This window comes from Janthinobacterium sp. SUN118 (assembly GCF_030397695.1).
In the GTDB taxonomy this organism is placed as follows: Bacteria; Pseudomonadota; Gammaproteobacteria; order Burkholderiales; family Burkholderiaceae_D; genus Janthinobacterium.
Genome location: NZ_JAPUBV010000001.1, coordinates 2,300,129 through 2,319,370 on the forward strand (window position 1 = coordinate 2,300,129; position 19,242 = coordinate 2,319,370).

Annotated in this window: 13 protein-coding genes and 4 pseudogenes; 9 read left to right on the forward strand and 8 right to left on the reverse strand. The window is 56.2% G+C overall.

Features of this window, described 5'->3' with window-relative positions:
• The first annotated feature begins 28 nt into the window (after positions 1 to 28).
• Positions 29 to 946 (forward strand): LysR family transcriptional regulator, encoded by a 918-nt coding sequence (locus tag O0880_RS10375; RefSeq protein ID WP_289886338.1) that lies wholly within the window; start codon positions 29 to 31, stop codon positions 944 to 946.
• A 420-nt stretch (positions 947 to 1,366) separates the two neighbouring features.
• On the opposite strand, the pseudogene O0880_RS10380 reads toward O0880_RS10375, so the two are convergent.
• Both O0880_RS10380 and O0880_RS10385 read right to left on the reverse strand, forming a co-directional pair.
• Positions 1,367 to 1,684 (reverse strand): annotated as a pseudogene (locus O0880_RS10380) (LysR family transcriptional regulator); the annotation flags it as partial.
• A gap of 5 nt (positions 1,685 to 1,689) precedes the next feature.
• Positions 1,690 to 3,225 (reverse strand): MFS transporter, encoded by a 1,536-nt coding sequence (locus O0880_RS10385; protein ID WP_289886339.1) that lies wholly within the window; start codon positions 3,223 to 3,225, stop codon positions 1,690 to 1,692.
• A gap of 192 nt (positions 3,226 to 3,417) precedes the next feature.
• Here O0880_RS10385 and O0880_RS10390 point away from each other — a divergent pair, with 192 nt between their 5' ends.
• Positions 3,418 to 4,317 carry a LysR family transcriptional regulator gene (locus O0880_RS10390; protein WP_289886341.1) on the forward strand — a complete coding sequence of 300 codons (900 nt, stop codon included), beginning with the start codon at positions 3,418 to 3,420 and terminating at the stop codon, positions 4,315 to 4,317.
• A 394-nt stretch (positions 4,318 to 4,711) separates the two neighbouring features.
• Here the strand turns inward: O0880_RS10390 and O0880_RS10395 are convergent, their stop codons facing one another.
• On the reverse strand, positions 4,712 to 6,172 hold the full coding sequence (locus tag O0880_RS10395; protein WP_289886343.1) for a TolC family protein: 1,461 nt from the start codon (positions 6,170 to 6,172) through the stop codon (positions 4,712 to 4,714).
• Positions 6,173 to 6,272: 100 nt separating this feature from the next.
• Here O0880_RS10395 and O0880_RS10400 point away from each other — a divergent pair, with 100 nt between their 5' ends.
• The 4 genes and pseudogenes from O0880_RS10400 to O0880_RS10415 all read left to right on the forward strand — a co-directional run.
• Entirely contained in the window at positions 6,273 to 6,890 is a 618-nt protein-coding gene (locus O0880_RS10400) for a TetR/AcrR family transcriptional regulator (protein WP_289886344.1), read from the forward strand.
• Positions 6,891 to 6,972: 82 nt separating this feature from the next.
• Positions 6,973 to 8,082, forward strand: a complete 1,110-nt coding sequence (locus tag O0880_RS10405) for an efflux RND transporter periplasmic adaptor subunit (protein ID WP_289886345.1) — start codon at positions 6,973 to 6,975, stop codon at positions 8,080 to 8,082.
• Positions 8,079 to 11,153, forward strand: a complete 3,075-nt coding sequence (locus O0880_RS10410) for an efflux RND transporter permease subunit (RefSeq protein ID WP_289886346.1) — start codon at positions 8,079 to 8,081, stop codon at positions 11,151 to 11,153. The genes O0880_RS10405 and O0880_RS10410 overlap by 4 nt, the downstream gene beginning before the upstream one ends.
• Before the next feature lie 38 nt (positions 11,154 to 11,191).
• Positions 11,192 to 11,323 (forward strand): annotated as a pseudogene (locus O0880_RS10415) (SDR family NAD(P)-dependent oxidoreductase); the annotation flags it as partial.
• A gap of 13 nt (positions 11,324 to 11,336) precedes the next feature.
• Here the strand turns inward: O0880_RS10415 and O0880_RS10420 are convergent.
• A complete protein-coding gene (locus O0880_RS10420) occupies positions 11,337 to 11,930 on the reverse strand; it encodes a TetR/AcrR family transcriptional regulator (protein ID WP_289886347.1) in 594 nt (197 codons plus the stop codon).
• A gap of 277 nt (positions 11,931 to 12,207) precedes the next feature.
• Here O0880_RS10420 and O0880_RS10425 point away from each other — a divergent pair, with 277 nt between their 5' ends.
• The 3 genes from O0880_RS10425 to O0880_RS10435 all read left to right on the forward strand — a co-directional run bounded on the left by O0880_RS10425 (position 12,208) and on the right by O0880_RS10435 (position 15,966).
• On the forward strand, positions 12,208 to 13,431 hold the full coding sequence (locus O0880_RS10425; RefSeq protein WP_289886348.1) for an MFS transporter: 1,224 nt from the start codon (positions 12,208 to 12,210) through the stop codon (positions 13,429 to 13,431).
• An 850-nt stretch (positions 13,432 to 14,281) separates the two neighbouring features.
• On the forward strand, positions 14,282 to 14,881 hold the full coding sequence (locus O0880_RS10430; RefSeq protein ID WP_289886349.1) for a hypothetical protein: 600 nt from the start codon (positions 14,282 to 14,284) through the stop codon (positions 14,879 to 14,881).
• On the forward strand, positions 14,878 to 15,966 hold the full coding sequence (locus O0880_RS10435; RefSeq protein ID WP_289886350.1) for an XRE family transcriptional regulator: 1,089 nt from the start codon (positions 14,878 to 14,880) through the stop codon (positions 15,964 to 15,966). Before O0880_RS10430 ends, O0880_RS10435 begins: the two co-directional genes overlap by 4 nt.
• Before the next feature lie 100 nt (positions 15,967 to 16,066).
• Here the strand turns inward: O0880_RS10435 and O0880_RS28110 are convergent.
• From O0880_RS28110 to O0880_RS10450, 4 genes and pseudogenes are all read right to left on the reverse strand, one after another.
• Positions 16,067 to 16,363: pseudogene (locus O0880_RS28110) on the reverse strand (transposase); the annotation flags it as partial.
• A 234-nt stretch (positions 16,364 to 16,597) separates the two neighbouring features.
• Complete coding sequence (locus O0880_RS10440; RefSeq protein WP_289886351.1) at positions 16,598 to 16,987, reverse strand: hypothetical protein; 390 nt, start codon at positions 16,985 to 16,987, stop codon at positions 16,598 to 16,600.
• A gap of 512 nt (positions 16,988 to 17,499) precedes the next feature.
• A pseudogene (locus tag O0880_RS10445) lies at positions 17,500 to 17,652 on the reverse strand (IS3 family transposase); the annotation flags it as partial.
• Positions 17,653 to 18,396: 744 nt separating this feature from the next.
• A complete protein-coding gene (locus O0880_RS10450) occupies positions 18,397 to 19,047 on the reverse strand; it encodes a hypothetical protein (protein WP_289886352.1) in 651 nt (216 codons plus the stop codon).
• Between the last annotated feature and the right edge of the window lie 195 nt (positions 19,048 to 19,242).

A 19,242-nucleotide genomic window follows, 5' to 3' on the forward strand; every position in this document is an offset into this window, starting at 1 on the left:
TAGATTTCATACCTTAATCGGGATAATAATGCGCAATGCCCTCGACCTGAATGCCGTCCGTGTCTACGTGGCGGTCGTCGATGAACAAAGCTTTGCCGGTGCGGCCCGCCTGCTGACCCTGCCATCTTCTAACGTCAGCCGCCACGTCGCCACGCTGGAACGCATGTTGGGCGTCCGCCTGCTGGAACGCAGCACCCGCCATCTGCGTATGACGGAAGCTGGCAGGCTACTCTACGAACGCGCAAAACCCTTGCTCGACGCCTTACTCTCCACCGAGGAAGAGCTTGGCGCAGTGCAGCGTGAACTGCGCGGCACCCTGAGGATGTGCATGCCAGGCGAAGCGCCAAGGCTGCTAGCTCCTATCCTGGCCGAATTCTGCAGCCTCCATCCCGGCGTCGAGCTGGAATGCGATACGCGCCTGACCGGTCTCGAAGCTCTCCGGGAAGACATGGACCTGTCCATCGTCTTCCATCGTGGGCGCCAGGACGACAGTACCTTCATCACCCGCGAACTCGCTACGCTGCCCAGCATCGTGGTTGCGGCGCCCGCCCTGCTAGCCAAAACCGGGATACCGCGCCAAGTGCGCGAACTTAGGTCATTGCCTTGCATTACCACCTTGAGCGCGTTAAAGGGCCAGCCCTGGCAGTTTCTCGACGCCACAGGCGAAATCGTGAAGGTATCCGTGCGTAGCCGCTATCGTGTTAACAGCGGAGAACTGGCATTGGCGGGCGCGCGGCAAGGCATCGGCTTCGCGATAGTGGCGGCTTATCCATGCCAGGAAGATCTTGCCGCAGGCCGATTGCAGGAGGTGCCGCTGGACTTGATCCCTGCGCCGCTGCAATTGCTTGGCGTGTACAGCCATCGGCATTCCGTGACTGCGCGGGTTCGGGCTTTGCTGGAATTCATGCAGGTGCGGTTGGAAGGAGTCGGGAGCGGCTCAAAATGAAAATCGAGTTGAAGAGCGCGGCCGAATAGCCGAATGTCTGCTCCTGGCTGCGGATTCAATCATCAGCAACGCAACACTTTAACTTAAATGCATCGTTGCTTAGTGGAAATGATGCGAAAGAGGAACCGAATCAATGGCGCTGTGCCCCGCGGAACCCGAGATTACCGTCACGAGGCATTTTGCCATGGGAACGTTAGTGCAGAACGCGCCGAAGCCCAAGCAACTCTTGCTTGAACGCTGCAGGAGTGTCTGCAGGGCAGGGGAAATAGACAGACCAGATCCGATCTCATCGTTGGATCAGGCAGCTACGAGATAGCACACCAGGAGCCTGGCAGGGCGCCCAGAGGCTCAATACGATCCATCGGTTTTTCATCGTCCGAGAACCATGGATCAGAAGAGTCTAAGCTACTGGTGGCAATTCAAGCGCGACGGCGTGATGCCGTCGGACAACGTGATGCGCAACTGGCCATGGAAGCCGTTTGCCGCCGCTGTTAGGCTATTGCGTGCCTGCTGCAAGGCGGCGAAGACGCGCGGCACATGATCGAGGAACAGGTTGTCCGCGCGAGTCAGCCGTGTACTGCGCGTGGTGCGGGTGAGCGGCACCACGCCCAGTTCTTCTCCCAGCTCCGTTATGGCACGCGACAGCGGCGCTTGCTCGACGTGTAGCCGCTTGGCGGCGCGGGCGAAGTGTAGTGCTTCAGCGGCGGCCAGGAGTCGACATAAATGTCTCAATTCCATGGCGATCAGTCATCCCGTCTTACGCTGCCCAACAGCACGAGCACCAGGATCGCCGTCGCTGCCGCAGCACCCGCCAGGACAAGAAGCTGAACACGGAATGCACCTTCGTATACCTGCAACAGCAACGACTGTCCAACCGTCGGCAAATGCACCAGGGCATGGCGTAGATCGCTCATCGCCAACCGGTTCGATGCTTCGACCAGGTCGGCATTCGCCACTTGCCCTGATGTGCCATTCGGCATCGAAGCCACCAGCCCAGAGAGAATGTTAGCGGACATCATGGCCCCCACGGCGGCGATGGCCATCCCGTCGCCGGCCAGGCGTACCGCATTGAAGATTCCGGCCGCCATGCCTGCCCGTTCCTTGGGAACAACGCTCACGGCCAAACCATCCATCAACCCCCAAGGCAGGCCGATGCCGATGCCAATCATCAGCATCGCCAGCAAACGTGCGCTTTGCGCATCGCCGGATAGCGTCACCCCCAACCAGGCAAGTCCGGCTGCCGCAATGGCGAGGCCAATGCCAGACAGCACGCCAACGTTGATCCAGCGCGCCAGCAGGCCGGCAAAGAAGGGCACCACTAGCAGCGGCGCGGACAATGCAATCATCATTTGCCCGGCTGCCAGTGCGCTGTATCCTTCGACCCCGATGAATCGGGCTGGCAGCATGACCAGCAGCACGATGTACGCATAGGCCGGCGCAATCGCCAGCACCTGCACTCCGACGAACCGGGCATTGGCGAACAGAAACAGGTCGAGCATGGGCTTGGTCTGCCGGCGTTCGATGACGACAAAGGCGGCCAGCAACATGAGGGCGCTCGCCAGGCAAGCCAGGACCCAGGCATGGCTCCAACCTCGCTCGGGGGCAAGAATGATGCCATAGGTCAGCAGGGCCAGACCGGAGGTAAAGCTGATGGCGCCGGACCAGTCCAGTCCCGTGGCGTCGGGGTCGCGCGTCTCGCGGGCAAATGGTGCAATGAGTGCGGATGCCAGCATGGCGACGAGCGCCGGCAGAAAGAACACCCATTGCCATCCCAGAGTGTCGATCAGCAGTCCGGCCATAAATGGGCCGAATGCCGCTCCAGCGCCGAATGTCGTACCGATCAGGCTGAATACGCGCGTGCGGGCGTGTCCATCGAACTCCTGTGTCAGCGCAGCCATCGCGCCCGCAAAGGCTGCTGCCGCGCCCAGGCCCTGGATGAGTCGCAGGATGTCGATCCAGAACACGGATGGCATGAGGGGAATCGCCGCCGTTATCAAGGCGAACAACAGCATCCCGGACAGCCAGACCCGCTTGCGCCCATAGGTGTCGGCCAGGCTGCCTGCGGCCAGCGTCGCACTGCCGTAGGTCAGGATGTAGGCGTTGATGATCCAGGTCAGTTCGACCGCGCTGCCGCCAAGCGCCTGGTTGATCGAGGGAACGACCACAGCGGGGCTGGCAATGCTCAACGGAATGACCGCAGCGGTCAGGCAGCCAGTCACGATCAGCGGGGTCTTATGCACCCTTGCGTCCGACGCAGATGCGATGGTGGTGGTACTCATCGGGTATTCCTTAACGATGGCGAGTCACTCCTGGCTTCCTCCTAGAGTGACTCAGGCTCTCGGATTCATGGCTGTGGCGGCAATGCCGCGACGGCCCTACTGTATAACTGAGGATACAATGGAACTATTCAGGGAAAAATAGTGCAGATATAATGACTAACATGACTGATTGGTCATTAATTGGAGAGTGGAATGGATAGCCACAGCGGCATGGCGATCTTTGTGCAGGTCGCCGAATTGCGCAGCTTCGCGGCCGCGGGACAGCGTTTGGGTATCTCCGCGTCGGCGGTCAGTAAGGGCGTAGCACGGCTGGAGCAGAAGTTTGGCGTGCGCCTGTTCCAGCGCAGTACTCGCAGCGTGAGCCTCACAGCGGAAGGCGCGCTGTTCCTCGACCGTTGCCGGCGTATCCTTTCCGAAATCGCGGCGGCCGAGAGTGAACTGGCCAGCACGACGTCAAGCCCGCAAGGCCGACTGCGGTTGAGCCTGCCGCTGGTCAGCGGATTGATGTGGCCGGTGTTGTCGGCCTTTGCCAGCCACTACCCGCAGATCGAACTCGACCTGGATTTCAGCGACCGGCTGGTGGACGTCGTGGATGAAGGTTTCGATGCGGTAGTGCGCACTGGAGACTTGAGCGATTCCCGCCTGATGAGCAAGCGCCTGGGGACCAGCTGCTTTGTCTGCGTGGGCGCACCACGCTATTTTGAGCGGCGCGGCACGCCCGAACGGCCCGAGGACGTCGCCCGGCACGCTTGCCTGCTGCATCGCATCCCAAGTACCGGCCTGCTGGAAAAATGGCGCCTGCGGCGCGACGACGAGGACGTCGACATACGCCCCGCAGCAAGCATGACCAGCAATCACCTTGAGACCCTGCGGCATATGGCCATCCAGGGCCACGGCATTGCCTACCTGCCGGATTTCGCGGTCAGGCCGGCCCTGGATCGCGGAGAGCTGGTGACGGTGCTGGACGAATGGGCCGGTTCGTCCAGTACCTTTTGGCTATTGTGGCCGTCCAATCGGCAAGTGTTGCCCAGAGTCCGGGCGTTCGTTGATTTCATGGCTGAACATCTGTTTCCGGTGGGATCATTCAGATGATTGGAAGATCGCGTTGCCGCCCGATCTCCCTCGACACGCCACTGCCACGCACCGTCGCGTCGCTCTTGCGCTTCTCTATGACTGTTGCATGAAGAAGATCCATCATGCAACAGTAGAGCTCCTTGCATGAGCTACTGGTGGCGATTCAAAGACCGGCTTTTGCTAAAACGCGGCAGAAGTCTCTGCCGGGCAAGGAGGATTGACAGATCAAACCCGATCTCGTCGTTGAAGCCTGCAGCTACGAGATCGCACACCATGCATCCGACAAGCGTTATTTTTCCGTCTATGCGAGATCTTGTCATCGTACCAGGTTGCTGTATCGGGGCGCACCGCACGCCGAACAGGGCACCCAGATCCGCGCCTCTTTTTGCCGTTACCAATGGCAAGTATTGCATCATCGAATTGCCACCGCTTTGAATAACTGGGGTTGCCAGCCTCCACCGAGCGCCTTGAATGCCGCGACCACTGCGCGCGCGGATTCGGTCTGCGCTTGCGCCTGCATATCCGACGCGCGTAGCAATCCCTCGTCGGCATGCAGGACTTCGATAAGATTGACGACTCCTTTTCGGTATGCCGTAAAGGAGGCATCCCTGGCTCGACCAAGCGATACCACGCCGTTGGTGAGTATGCTTGCTTGATCTTCACGTTTGATCAATACGGAGCACGCGTTCTCAACGTCTTCGGTAGCACGCAGCACGGCGAGCCGATAAGCGGCCAGCGCCTCGGCCTCCTGACCTTTGGTCAGATCAATTTGTGCATTGATGCGGCCGAAATCGAACAGGCGCCAGCGCAATCCCAGCACTGCGGCGCTCTGGCTGGCGCCACCGGTGAAAAGATGGCCACTGGAGAGCGATGTTGCGCTGCCGATCATTCCACTTAAGGACAGCTTCGGGTAATACTCGGAGACGGCCATGCCGATACGTGCACTCGATGCAGCGAGGCGGCGTTCCGCCACGATCAGATCTGGACGGCGGCGGAGCAAATCGCCGGGGGATCCTGCGTGCGCAATCTGCGGAGCCGCCGGAAGAGGGCGTGCCGTCGCCAGCTCTTCTCTATGCGTGCCCGGTGGTGTGCCAAGCATTACGTCCATTGCATTCATGGCGGTCTCCAGTCCTGCTTCGAGTACAGGTACCGCTGCACTCACTTGGGCCAGCGCACCCTCGACTTGCCGCACTTGAAGTTCGGCCGCCAGGCCCTTCCTATACAGCAGATTCATCGTCGCCAATAACTCTTGCTGCGTCCTGACCTGGCTGCGTGCGATAGCCAGGCGGGTTTGCAGTCCGCGAATGCTCATGTAAATGTCGGCAGTCTGCGCCGCTACTGTCAAGCGGGTCGCTGCCACGCCGGCTTCTGAAGCCTGATACTCGGCAAGCGCGGCTTCCCGTTCGCGACGCAAGCCACCAAATATATCGAGCTCCCAGCCGATCCCGAGGTTGGCCTCGTAAGCATTTCCATAGCGATCAAAATTCGGCTGCGCGTTGAGAACCTGCCCTAGAGAGGTTTCTACCGACGAGTAGGCCCGGGCCCCTTGCGCATTCAGGGTGCCAGAGGGAAGGAGCGCGGCATTTGTTGCCCCGAGTCCCGCGCGTGCCTGGGTAACGCGGGCGGTTGCCTGCGCCAGGTCCAGATTCTGCTCCAATGCAAGCGCGACCAGGCGGTTGAGCTGGGGATCGCCGAAACCCTCCCACCACGTGGAAAGATCGGCGGCGGCATTGGCATGCCTTTGCTTGATTGCCGCTTGCCCCAGGTATCGTTCTGGCAGATGCGTTTCTGACCGAGTGTAATCAGGTCCGACAGCGCACCCGGTCGTACCACAGGCGACTGCGAACATAAAGAAAGTACGTTTGAGTAACATGTGACCCTCCCACGAAAGAGAAAGAAAAGCAGTTTTTGTGACTATATCACGATATGGTCACTATTTGTGCAAATCTACAACTAGGGTTAAGCTATCGGGCATGAATAAAGCAACCACCATTCCGGGTTCTGCCCGAGGCCCCGTCGATCATGAGGTTCGGGATCAGATCATCTCCGCTGCCAAGGCGCACTTTCGGTTATACGGCTACGAAAAAACGACGGTGTCAGACCTCGCCAAGTCCATCGGTTTTTCCAAGGCTTACATCTACAAGTTCTTTGAATCCAAACAGGCCATCGGAGAGCTGATCTGCGCAAATTGCCTGGGTGAAATCGAAGCCGATGTCAGAGTTGCCGTTGACAGCGTTGAACGTGCACCTGAGAAGCTACGGCGCATGTTCAAAGTGATCGTTGAGTCTAGCCAACGACTGTTCTTCGATGATCGCAAGCTATACGATATTGCAGCCTCGGCCGCTATCGAGCACTGGGAATCGGTGCGGGCCTACGAGGTTCGTATCCAGCACATGCTGCAGGAAGTGCTGCGCCAAGGGCGTGAAACTGATGATTTTGAAAGGAAGACCCCGCTCGACGAGGCGGTGAATGCGATTTACCTGGTCATGCGACCTTATCTTAATCCCTTGCTGTTGCAGTACAGCCTCGACCATGCCCAGGACGCACCCGCTCAATTATCCAGTCTGGTACTGCGCAGCTTGTCAAGATAGTCACGCTTTAATACGTGACCGTTGACTTAATTGGTCACTGGTATCAAAATGAAATCCTGTTCAGTTTTTTTACGGGATTTCTATGCCGCGTCATCGATTCGCTCTCTCTGTCGTCATCTCTGTATTGCCGTTGGCATTGATCGCCTGCGGTGAAAAGAAGCAATCTGATCCACGTAACGAAGCCCCGCTCGTGCGGGTTGCAAGCGTCCGGGATGCGACGGCTGTGTCCCGGACATTCAGCGGCATCGTTGCTGCCCGCGTGCAAAGCGATCTGGGTTTCCGGGTCGCCGGCAAGGTGCTGGAGCGCCTCGTGGATACAGGGCAAGCGGTAAAGCGCGGACAGGTGCTGATGCGCATCGACCCCGTGGATCTGCGGCTTGCCGCACATGCCCAGCAGGAGGCGGTGACCGCTGCGCGCGCCAGGGCACAGCAAACGGCGCAGGAAGAAGAGCGCTATCGCGATTTGCGCGGAACTGGCGCGATCTCAGTGTCTGCTTATGACCAGGTCGCGGCAGCCGCAGCGGCGGCCCAAGCCCAACTCAATGCTGCCGAAGCTCAAGCCGAAGCGGCCCGTAACGCCAGTCGTTACACAGAGCTGCTGGCGGACGCCGATGGCCTCGTCATGGAAACATTGGCCGAGTCCGGCCAAGTCGTGGCCGCAGGGCAGCCTGTGGTGCGCGTGGCCCATGCGGGACGCCGCGAAGCGCTGATCCAGTTGCCGGAAACGTTGCGCCCTGCAATCGGCTCAGCAGGGCTGGCCACACTGTTTGGCAGGGATGGCGCTGCCGTACCGGCCAAATTGCGGCAGCTATCGGATGCCGCGGACCGGCAGACCCGTACGTTCGAGGCACGCTATGTGCTGGACGGCGAGCTTGATAGTGCGCCGTTGGGCGCCACCGTCACCATACAAATACCGGAAACGCCATCCGCCAAACAAGGGGGCATGTCGGTGCCAATCAGTGCACTGTACGATGCGGGGAAAGGGCCGGGAGTCTGGCTTATCCAGGGGCAGCCCGCAAAGGTAAGCTGGCGGCCGGTAACGGTCCGCAGCTTGGGTGACAACGAGGCGGGGATTGCTGCGCAGCTCAAGCAAGGTGACAAGATCGTTGCGCTTGGCACGCACCTGCTGCACGAAGGTGCGCAGGTACGCGTAGCTGATCAATCGGCCACGACGGCAGGAGCGCGCCCATGAGCACCGGCCGTTTCAATCTGTCGGCACTCGCCGTGCGCGAGCGCTCCGTTACCCTGTTCCTGATTTTCCTGATCGCATTGGCTGGGATTGTTTCCTTTTTAAAGCTTGGCAGAGCGGAAGATCCTGCCTTCACGGTCAAGGTCATGACGATTGTGAGTGCCTGGCCAGGCGCCACCGCACAAGAAATGCAAGATCAGGTCGCCGAAAAAATCGAGAAGCGCCTGCAGGAATTACGCTGGTACGACCGTAGCGAGACCTACACCAGGCCAGGCCTGGCATTCACAACGCTGACGCTGCTCGATCGCACACCGCCGGCGGAAGTGCAGGAGCAGTTTTATCAAGCGCGCAAGAAAGTCGGTGATGAGGCAGGCAACTTGCCGCCAGGCGTGATCGGACCGATGGTCAACGACGAATATGCGGACGTCACTTTTGCCTTGTTTGCACTGAAGGCCAAGGGCGAGCCGCAACGCTTGCTGGTACGCGACGCTGAGACGTTGCGGCAACGTCTGTTGCATGTCCCGGGCGTTAAAAAGGTCAACATTGTCGGTGAGCAGTCCGAACGTATCTATGTCGAGTTTTCGCATGCGCGTCTGGCAACGCTCGGCATCAGTCCCCAGCAAGTATTTGCGGCGCTGAATAGCCAGAATGCCCTGACGCCGGCCGGCTCAGTGGAAACCAAGGGACCACAAGTGTTCATACGCCTGGATGGTGCTTTCGATGAATTGCAGAAAATCCGCGACATGCCGGTCGTAGCGCAGGGGCGCACCATAAAACTGTCGGAGATTGCCACGATCAAGCGCGGCTACGAAGACCCGGCGACATTTATGATACGCAACGGCGGAGAACCTGCGCTATTGCTTGGCATTGTCATGCGGGACGGCTGGAATGGACTCGACCTTGGCAAGTCCCTGGAGAGGGAAGTTGGCGCGATCAATGCGGAGCTGCCGCTGGGAATGGGCTTGAGCAAGGTCACAGACCAGGCCGTCAACATCGGCTCGTCGGTCGATGAGTTCATGGTTAAGTTCTTTGCCGCGTTGCTGGTAGTCATGGTGGTGTGCTTCATCAGCATGGGCTGGCGAGTGGGGATCGTGGTTGCTGCGGCCGTGCCGCTGACCTTGGCGGTCGTTTTCATCGTGATGGCCGCTACCGGCAAGAATTTCGACCGCATTACGCTGGGCTCCTTGATCCTGGGGCTGGGCCTGCTGGTTGACGATGCCATTATTGCCATTGAAATGATGGTAGTGAAGATGGAAGAGGGCTACAGCCGCATCGCAGCATCGGCCTATGCGTGGCGCCATACTGCTGCGCCGATGCTTTCGGGCACGCTGGTCACAGCGGTCGGCTTTATGCCGAATGGCTTTGCGCGTTCGACCGCCGGCGAATACACCAGCAATATGTTCTGGATCGTGGGGATTGCCCTGATTGCATCGTGGGTCGTCGCGGTGGTATTTACGCCTTACCTTGGCGTCAAACTGCTGCCCGAGTTGAAGCGGGTCGAGGGTGGCCACGACGCGCTCTACGACAGTCCGCGGTACAACCGCTTCCGCCAGTTGCTCAAGCGCGTCATCACGCGCAAATGGCTGGTGGCGGGTGCCGTGGTGGGCCTGTTCGCCATGGCCGTGCTGGGTATGGCGGTCGTCAAGAAGCAGTTTTTCCCCATCTCGGACCGCCCCGAAGTCCTGGTCGAGGTGCAGATGCCTTATGGCACGTCGATCGTACAGACCAGCACCGCCACGGCGAAGGTCGAAGCATGGCTGGCCAAACAGGCGGAAGCAAAGATCGTCACTGCCTATATCGGCCAGGGCGCGCCGCGTTTCTATCTGGCCATGGGGCCCGAGATGCCTGATCCGTCGTTTGCAAAGATCGTCGTCCGTACCGATAGCCAGGACGAGCGTGACGCTTTGAAGCAGCGGCTGCGCGAGGTGATTGCCGGAGGGCTCGCGCCGGAAGCGCGGGTGCGTGTCACTCAGCTGGTATTTGGTCCTTACTCACCGTTCCCAGTCGCTTACCGGATATCCGGCCCGGATCCTGATAAGTTACGCAACATCGCGGCGGATGTGCAGCGGGCCATGGAAGTCAGTCCAATGATGCGCACCGTCAATAATGACTGGGGTACGCGCACGCCTGCACTGCACTTCACCTTGCAGCAGGATCGTCTGCAAGCCGTTGGCTTGACCTCCAGCGCGGTGGCACAGCAACTGCAATTCCTGCTGAGCGGTGTGCCATTGACTTCTGTGCGTGAAGATATCCGCACGGTGCACGTGGTGGCCCGTTCTGCAGGAGACAATCGTTTTGATCCAGCCAAACTCATGGACTTTACGTTGACAGGGGCAAGCGGGCAACGCATCCCGCTGTCGCAGGTAGGCAAGGTCGATGTGCGCGCTGAAGAACCGATCATCCGGCGACGCGACCGGACGCCGACCATCACCGTGCGCGGCGACATCGCCGATGGCTTGCAGCCCCCGGACGTGTCCAGTGCTATTACAAAGCAGCTTCAGCCTATCATCGACAAGCTGCCGGCTGGCTACAGGATCGAACAGGCCGGCTCCATCGAGGAATCGGGCAAGGCAACGACCGCCATGCTGCCGTTGTTCCCTATCATGCTGGCGGCCACGCTGCTTATCATCATTTTTCAGGTGCGCTCGATTTCGGCGATGGTCATGGTATTTCTGACCAGCCCGCTGGGGCTGATCGGAGTGGTACCGACACTCATCGTGTTCCAGCAGCCATTCGGTATCAATGCACTGGTCGGACTCATTGCCCTATCAGGCATCCTGATGCGCAACACGCTGATCCTGATCGGCCAGATCCAGCATAACAAGCAGGCTGGCTTGGATCCCTTCCGTGCGGTGGTCGAGGCAACTGTGCAGCGTTCCCGTCCCGTGATCCTGACTGCGCTGGCAGCCATCCTGGCTTTTATTCCGCTAACCCATTCCGTTTTCTGGGGGACGCTCGCTTACACGCTCATCGGCGGCACATTTGCGGGCACGGTACTCACACTGGTATTCCTACCAGCCATGTATGCCATTTGGTTCAAGATTACGCCGACAAGCAATGTTGAATCGAACTGATCTGTCGTTTTGCACCATTTGCATTGGAAGGATGTGCGATGTCGCAGTCTGCTGTCGTCGTTGTCACCGGGGTGTCGTCTGGAATCGGGCGTGCCGTTGCGGAACATTTCGCCAGGCGCGGCTGCACGGTGTCTGGCACCGTGCGCAGCCTCACCGACGCAGCGCCCCTGACCTTGCAACGTTTCACGATGATCTCTTAAGCAACAGCCCGCGTAGTAGTAATTCCAAGGCAGCAACTCCCTCGATCAATCGCACCCTGCCTTCGTTACCGTCTGCGATCCAGAACGCCGCTTCTGCCAGACTGCCGTAGATCAGCGAAGCCAGGGCCCGTGGGCAAGCCTCGGCCACGATGCCTTGATGAATCAGTTCGTGGATAATCCCTTGCATCGACTCGACGCAATGGCGCTGCGAGTCCGGTGAAGCACCACCTAGTACCGCCCTGGCATCGCGTAAAACGATGCGCTGAATTTCCGGCTCCAGGGCCATCTCCAGATAGGCACGACAGCGACTACGAAAACCTTCCCACGGATCGTCGGCCCGTTCGGAGATGGTTTGCAGGCGGTCATCCATTTCCGCGTCGATCTGTTCTACCACCGCGAGCAGTAAGCCCTTCTTGTCGCCAAAGTGGTGATACAGCGCACCACGCGTTAGCCCTGCCTGCGCAGTGAGGTCGTCCATTGACGTGTCGGCATAACCGCGCTCGCCGAACACTTTGCGAGCAGTGGCTAGCAACGATGCACGGGTTTCTTCCATTTCGGCACGGGTGCGGCGAACCATTGCTTTCTCCTTACATACGCTACGTATGATTGTTTACATTCAAGGCGTATGAATATATAATTTATTCATACGCTACGTATGTATTATCACTGTAGCGTGTCTCCATTGCAAGTGCCGCATACAGGGGATCGAGATCGATACGCCATGGAGAAGCTGCCTGCTGGGTCCGCACCACGGATTTTGGCCCTCCATTTCATGGCAATTACACAATACCTACCCGACACCGCCTTTACCGGCAAAAGCTGTCTATCTGATTCTCTAACGAAGGATATGAACCGTGAGTACGTCTCCCTACGCTGCAACAGAAACGTCTGTCCGTCACCCGTGGCTGGCGATCACCGCCATAGGTATGGCCACCTTCTCGGTAGTGACAACGGAAATGCTCCCGGTCGGCCTGTTGACGCCGATTGGTGACGCCCTGGATACCTCCACCGGAACCGCCGGCCTGATGATCTCGCTGCCGGCATTACTGGCGGCCTTGTTCGCTCCGCTGCTGGTGATCGCATCGGGAAGCCTGGACAGGCGCAAAATTCTATGTGGTTTGCTCAGTCTATTAGTGATCGCGAACATTGCCTCGGCATTGGCACAAAACCTGGCGTGGATGCTGGCTGCGCGTGTTCTCGTCGGTTTTTGCATGGGCGGAATCTGGGCCATTGCCGGTGGCCTGGCTTCCCGTCTTGTTCCTGCTCCCTCAATCGGCCTGGCAACGTCGATTATCTTCGGCGGAGTAGCGATCGCTTCTGTGCTGGGCGTGCCGCTTGGCGCCCAAATCGGTGACTTTGCAGGATGGCGCTGGGCCTTTGGCGTCATGGCGCTGTTTAGCGGCCTGGTACTGGCGTTCCATCTAGCCGTCATTCCAGCGCTGCCTGCTGTCAGTTCGGCGACCTTGCGTCAATTCGGCAAACAGTTGTGCAACCGGAAAATGCAAGCGGGGCTGCTTCTGACCCTGTTGCTGGTGACGAGCCATTTCGTGGCCTTCACCTTTGTGCGTCCGTTGTTGCTGTCAGTGTCGGGGTTTGATGCGCAATGGCTAGGAGCCCTGCTGTTTTTCTATGGCTGCGCAGGCATCATTGGAAACTTCCTGGCTGGTGTCGTTGCGGTGCGGCGCACGGCGCCAACCATCGTTGCTATCTCGAGTGGCTTGCTGCTCACGCCGCTACTATTCTTGGCAGTCGGCGACTCCAGGATCGGCGGCGGCGTGGTGTTGCTAGCTTGGGGACTAGCCTACGGCGGTGTATCGGTCGGCCTGATGACAGTGATGATGAAGGCGGCACCCCAGGCCGTGGAGATAGGTGCCGCGCTGTACGTGAGTGTATTTAATGTTGCCATAGCGCTCGGGGCATGGGCCGGTGGACAGGCAGTCGACAGGCTAGGCCTTTCCACCAACCTCTGGATCGCAGCAGGACTCTCCGCTGCTGCTTTGCTGCTGTCGTTTGGTATCAGCTTTGTTGAACATCGAATGAAGACTGACGACAAGCAGCTTGGCTCTGTAACGAACTGACGGAATAAGGTCTGTTATGAAAGCCTCTGGCCGGTGGCCGTCGTTGGCAGGTTCCGCCCCAAAGCAGCACCTTGGAGCCGAAGGGCCGGTGACCTTACTCCTAATTAACCGATGCGTTTTACACGTCTCGGTTGGCGAGGTTATGCCAGTCATGTGTGCCGCCATCACGGCATTGCGTATTACAACGCCGTGAATCGCCACGAATTTACTAGATGCCCGCGGGCCGCTTAAAGTATTGCTTTTCGCAATTGAGCAGGCTGAGAGTCTCGTGATGACAGTCCGGCGCCAAGGAACAAAATCTTCGCTCTCATCGATTTCTTCAAATAGTTGACGGGCCAGGCTGTCGCAGCCGACTGTGCCGCCACAGCATTCAGAAGCAGTTGTTCGCGGCTACCTCGGTCTGATATGTGATCCTTCGCCGTCCGTTGCGACGGAGGACGACCAGCTTTACTTGAGCGTGGCATAAGTCTCTGCAGGGCAGGGGAGATAGACAGGCCAGCCTCTATCTCATCGGTGGATCAGGCAGCTACGAGATCGCACACCAGGCGTCTGGCAGGACGTCCGGTGCCCCAACCCGATCCATCGGGTTCTCATCTTCAAGAACTAAAGATCAGGAAAGCCTGCAGTGGGGACGTCGGTGACGGTTCAGTATGACGAGCTAAATTTCACGCCAACTGTATATGCATCCAGTATAATTGTGAAGTCTCTGACACCAAGATTAGAAGTGTATTTGGCGAAGGAGGGAGCCGAGTTGTAGGTTGACGAAATTGATCGATTGCACAAAAATACGGTTGACGATTTCGAAAAAATGCACCAAACTTCGGTTGACACATTTTCGAAAGTGCACAAAATGACCTTGCCACTGCCCACCACATTTAACCAAAATCTTTCGTCTGATCGCTTAGAGTTCATTGCGCGTCTTCTTTTGGATGAGCTTTATGCCACGGAGGACGACTTGACCAGGCCTACCGACAACGGCTACACGCGTGGCTGCACGACGTTCATGCGTCAACGAAACCGGATTATTGCGGAGGCGACGTCCGGACGTCAGCCTTGGTTGACGATCGCAAATTCTGGTAATGATTTGGTGTTTGCCCTGGGCGGGGTTCCATGCAGGTTTAGCAACGACGATCCCGCTAATCCCTCGAAGGTTGCCGTGCTCACAGCCAATCGTTATCAAACGGAATTTCTTGAGTTCGCTCCTGCGACAGATGCAGGACGGTTTTGCTTCGTAATCGATCGCGGCTACAACGGCGCTGATGAACCGAGGGTCGAATTTTTGGGATTTACAGCCAATGATACATTGGCCTGTCGCTGGGTATCGGGCACGATTCGAGTTCTTCGAGTTGAAGGTCAGCAGACATTGCCACAGGCAATTGAAGTGGCCAAACCTGTCGTTGCACCAAAACGCCGCGACGACGGAGATGTTGCTGAAGAAGTGGTTCAATGATCAATTTTATTGGAAGTAATTTACGACTAATTCGCCTATTTCATGGGCTGTCTCTTGCAGACTTAGGTGAGCGAGTTAGTGTGTCAAAACAGTTTTTGAGTAGGATCGAAAATGGCGCTGAGTCAGTAACAGATTCCCTAGAATGCGCCTTGGTTGCTGAGCTAAATGTACTTCCTGATTTCTTCTATCACGTCGACCCTAATCCGATCGCAGATGAACAATGCCATTTTCGGAGACAGCTTACTACGAAGGTAGTTCTCAGGCAGGAGGCGCGAGCGCGAGGTGAAATTTTGAAACGCCTTGTTGGAGTGCTAGATGAGCATGTAGAGCTTCCTAAATATCAAGTTGCCGAGGCGGATCCTTCCTTTGCAGAATCTATTGAGCGTGCTACAGAGAAATTTAGGTCAACCTTTGGGCTCGGCCTTGGGCCGCTCAGCAACGTAACACGTATCGCTGAAAACGCGGGTGCTGCAGTTATGAAAGTACGCGGGCTCGCGTGTGAGATCGATGCGATCTCGTTTGCTACTAAGAGGCCTATCATAGCCTTGAACGATACCGATAGGTCCGCGTGTCGTGAGCGATTCGGTATCGCACACGAACTTGGTCATTTCTCTTTACACATTGGCATTTTAACTGGTGACAGATTGACTGAAGCCCAAGCGAACCATTTTGCTAGTGCTCTGTTGATGCCTAGGACTACATTCGTACGCGAATGCCCTCTCGCAATCCGAGGATCCCGACTGAACTGGCCAGGCCTCTCGGAATTAAAGTTACGATGGGGTGTTTCGAAAGCGGCAATTTTGTTCAGAGGTAAGCAACTCGGTGCATTCAGCGATGAGCAGGTACGAGCAGGCTATATCGGGCTTCATCGACATGGTGAAGCTATTCAAGAGTCTGAAGATCGTCTCATGATAAGCGAGGAGCCAGAGGTTATCGTTGATGGACTAAAAGTGATGAGAGATCACTTTGGAATTCCAACGGCTGCAATTGCGCGTGAGATGCGCGTTCAGCCCGGTTTGCTTGATAGTTTGCTTCCTCTTCCTCTAATCGCAAGGACAGAAAACATACTTGCTTTTCGTCGGTAATTGTCGAGTTTCGTGCGATCACATTCCTCGTCGCAGCGAGATCCTGCGTTGTACCGAGGTCGCGCTTGAGGAGTTGATCGCAAGCTTGGGTCTCGGGTAGCAGTCGCCATGCGCAGCTTGTACGCAGCACGTAAGAGCACGCATTGACGAGATCGCGGCGGCTGTAAAGCACGGGCGTGCCTCGCTGTCCCGGTGTACGCTCGAACAAATCAGCAACCAGCTCCCATTCGGCATCTGGTAGGTTCGTGCTGTATGGCGAGATGGCATCGCGCCGGTGAGCTGCGGTGTAGCCATACTGTTTGGCGCCCTCGGCTCGCACCGTGACCGTACGGCGCAGTGGCTTGAGCCGTACGACGCCTAACGCGTGTATGGCACGACGAATCGTTGCTGCGCACATGCGCAGAGCGCAGCGGTGATGCAGCTCGTCGGCAATTTCCTACAAGCTGGCCTGGGCGCGCTCCTGAACGATCTCGTGCAAAACTGCGATATGCTCAGGCTTCAACGCTGGTGTTCTGCCGCCGGCACTGCTTGACGGTGCAGTGCTGCCAAGTGAATGTCTGGTTGCCATGGCATGCTCCCTCCACATCGAGATAGCATGCCATAACTTCGTTGTTGATTTTGTCTACACCCTCTAAGGATGTTGTTGTATGTTGCTCAAGTCAATCCCATCATCCAGGTAGCGGACATTCGTACTTTTAACTGACCCATCTGGTTGCGCAAGTAGCCATGCATCCCCATCTATATTGGGTTCAAGTAGTACGGCAACATCCAGTCGAGCTGCCATGAATTTTATCATCGCATCGGGTGCCAGAGCTAATTCGACGCCATGCGGCCATGTAACGAGAATACTCTGTTCGAAACCTTGCGTATGACTAGATATTTGAGCGAAGCCAACAGAATCCGGGACTTCAATGTCAGTCGATTCGACGAGGAATCCAATTTTACTCCCAAGAAAATTCAAAATCTCCTTCTCGTTCTTTTCTGATTTTAAGAAAAACTGTATCGATTGAGTATTAGCCACCTTTTTTGCTCCGAGTGAGATTAATAATATTCTGAGTGCGATTTACTTGCTCGGGCGCAAATAGATTCTTCTGAGCCATTTTATCTAAAGTAATCGATGCTTTTTCAGAGCCTTGCTTTTGCGTTTGAACTAAAATTTTATATTCCTGCGACTAGACGTTTACAACATCTGGCCCAGAAACCGGGTGCGCCGAACTATTATGCATGCCCCAAACTCGATTGTATGATGTTTCGAATAGCTCCCCTGTTCGTATGGCAGCACCAGATTGGATCTCAGCTAAGTCAATCATTGCAGCACGAGAGCCCAAGAAAAGCGAATTGCCAGTGGCCTTTGGAATATTCAAGCTGCCCAAGAAATGTCTCTTCGACAAAATTAGATCCGCAAACTCACCAACTTCGGCTGCTACTGCATTTGCTTCAGTGGTCTGTGGACTTAGTCCTATCATGCTGGTTGGCATCGGCAAATCAGCATTGAAGTCCGCACGAATCTCCTGCGATAAGCCATTGTAGTGGTCAACCCATCCCGGACACTATGTTAAGTTTTTCTTCGGTGACGGCTGGTGCCAATCCGTGATTGAACTGATGTGGCCGTATCCAGTTATACCGGTGCAGCAGGTAATGGCTGATGTCCCGTTGTGCTGCCTGTGCCGTCATGTAACCAGTTGACGAGCAATCCCGCCATTTTTAGAGCGCGCTAAAAAAGTGTAGGTTAATCGGCCATGGCAAGCTTCTGTTTTGGCGTGATGCCATGACATGCCAGGCCGCGCAGGCCGTTATCGCAACTCCACCTCCAGCATGCAAACTTCCCGATCTGGCCGAGCGCACGAAGCAGAAGACGGGCTAGTTTATCGTAGCAAACTGTGCCGCTATCGCGCGCAAAAGCAGGCGCTCTGCTGTTGCCTCGATCGGATAAACCATCCTTCGCCGGCAGTGATAGGTAGGGGCGGTCAACTTTTTCTTGCGCGCGGCAGGAGTCAATGCAGGGCAGGGGAGATAGACCCGGACCCGATCTCGTCGTTGGATCAAGCAGCCGCGAGATCGCAACCTAGTACCTCGCAGGACTCTCAGACCCGAACACGATCCATCGCTTGTTTCAAAAACTACGGATTAAGCTACTGGTGGCGATTCACTCACCGATCAATAACGCGACAGAACCGCTTCTAAAGTTCGGTCAGTATTCGTTCGTCTGAACTGCAGTGATACATCTGGGAGCAACGGCCCCAGGCGTCCCTCGCCAACAGCGCCTTGTTTCACCACTTACGGAGTCCAGACGCCATGCGTTTCCATCTTGATCAACCTGTAGCTGATACCTACCCGAGGGAGTCGTGGCATTCTGGTGTTCCTGGCATCCAGACAGTGTCAACAAGAGAATTATGGCCGATGCAATACATTTCATGATATTTTTCCTCGTTAGAGTAGCGCCCGTGCCATAGTAGACAATTGGGTTACATCTGCTCGGCCAAGATTGTCAATCAGAGCAATTTTCTTGGTAACACCATTGAGGGATGTGCCCATGACCACTCCTTTTAAGTTGTCAGGATCGATCCAAAAGCGGTCGTGAAATTTATTCGTTTCGACGTCGCGAATTTGAATGGCGGGAATTAGCTTTCTAAGGACGGTATGCATAGGCAATCGCTCAGATGAAGGACTGCGTTTACTGAAAACCGTAATTCTTTCCAATGTTACTGAAAAAACAGTCATCATTTTCTCAAACAGCGCAACGACAGGAACCTCACGTGAGTAAAAATATAGGTCAATGATGAGCAGATGTTTTGCACCATTCAGCCTGCTGATAAACCCAATAATCAGATTTTCAATTTCATCAATTTTGAATCCTGGGTGCATTATCGAATCGCAAGTAATGTGGTAGTTGAACAGGCTAGAGATACCGTTTTCCATGATCCATTCACGTAGTACATCGCGGATGGATGTGGCGTCAGTTTTGTAAAATAAGAAGTCTTTAGACAGTTCTGGAGTGGCGATGGCGCGAGTGAAAAACTCACTGCTATCAACGCCTTCCTTTATGCTTTTCACGAACACAATTTCTGTTTTCTTGGTCATCCTGTTTCCCGGTATTAGTGACTGTATTCAGTGGTAAGTGAATAAACAATTCCGGCATTTTCTCGATGTGAAGATTTTTCTAAACATGTAATGTCTAGCATCACTATTATAAGTGGAATTGACAATAGGATAATTTTGATTTTCTTGGCCTATCTTTATGTTTTCCTTGAAGTTCAAGTTTCGGAGTTTGGTCTT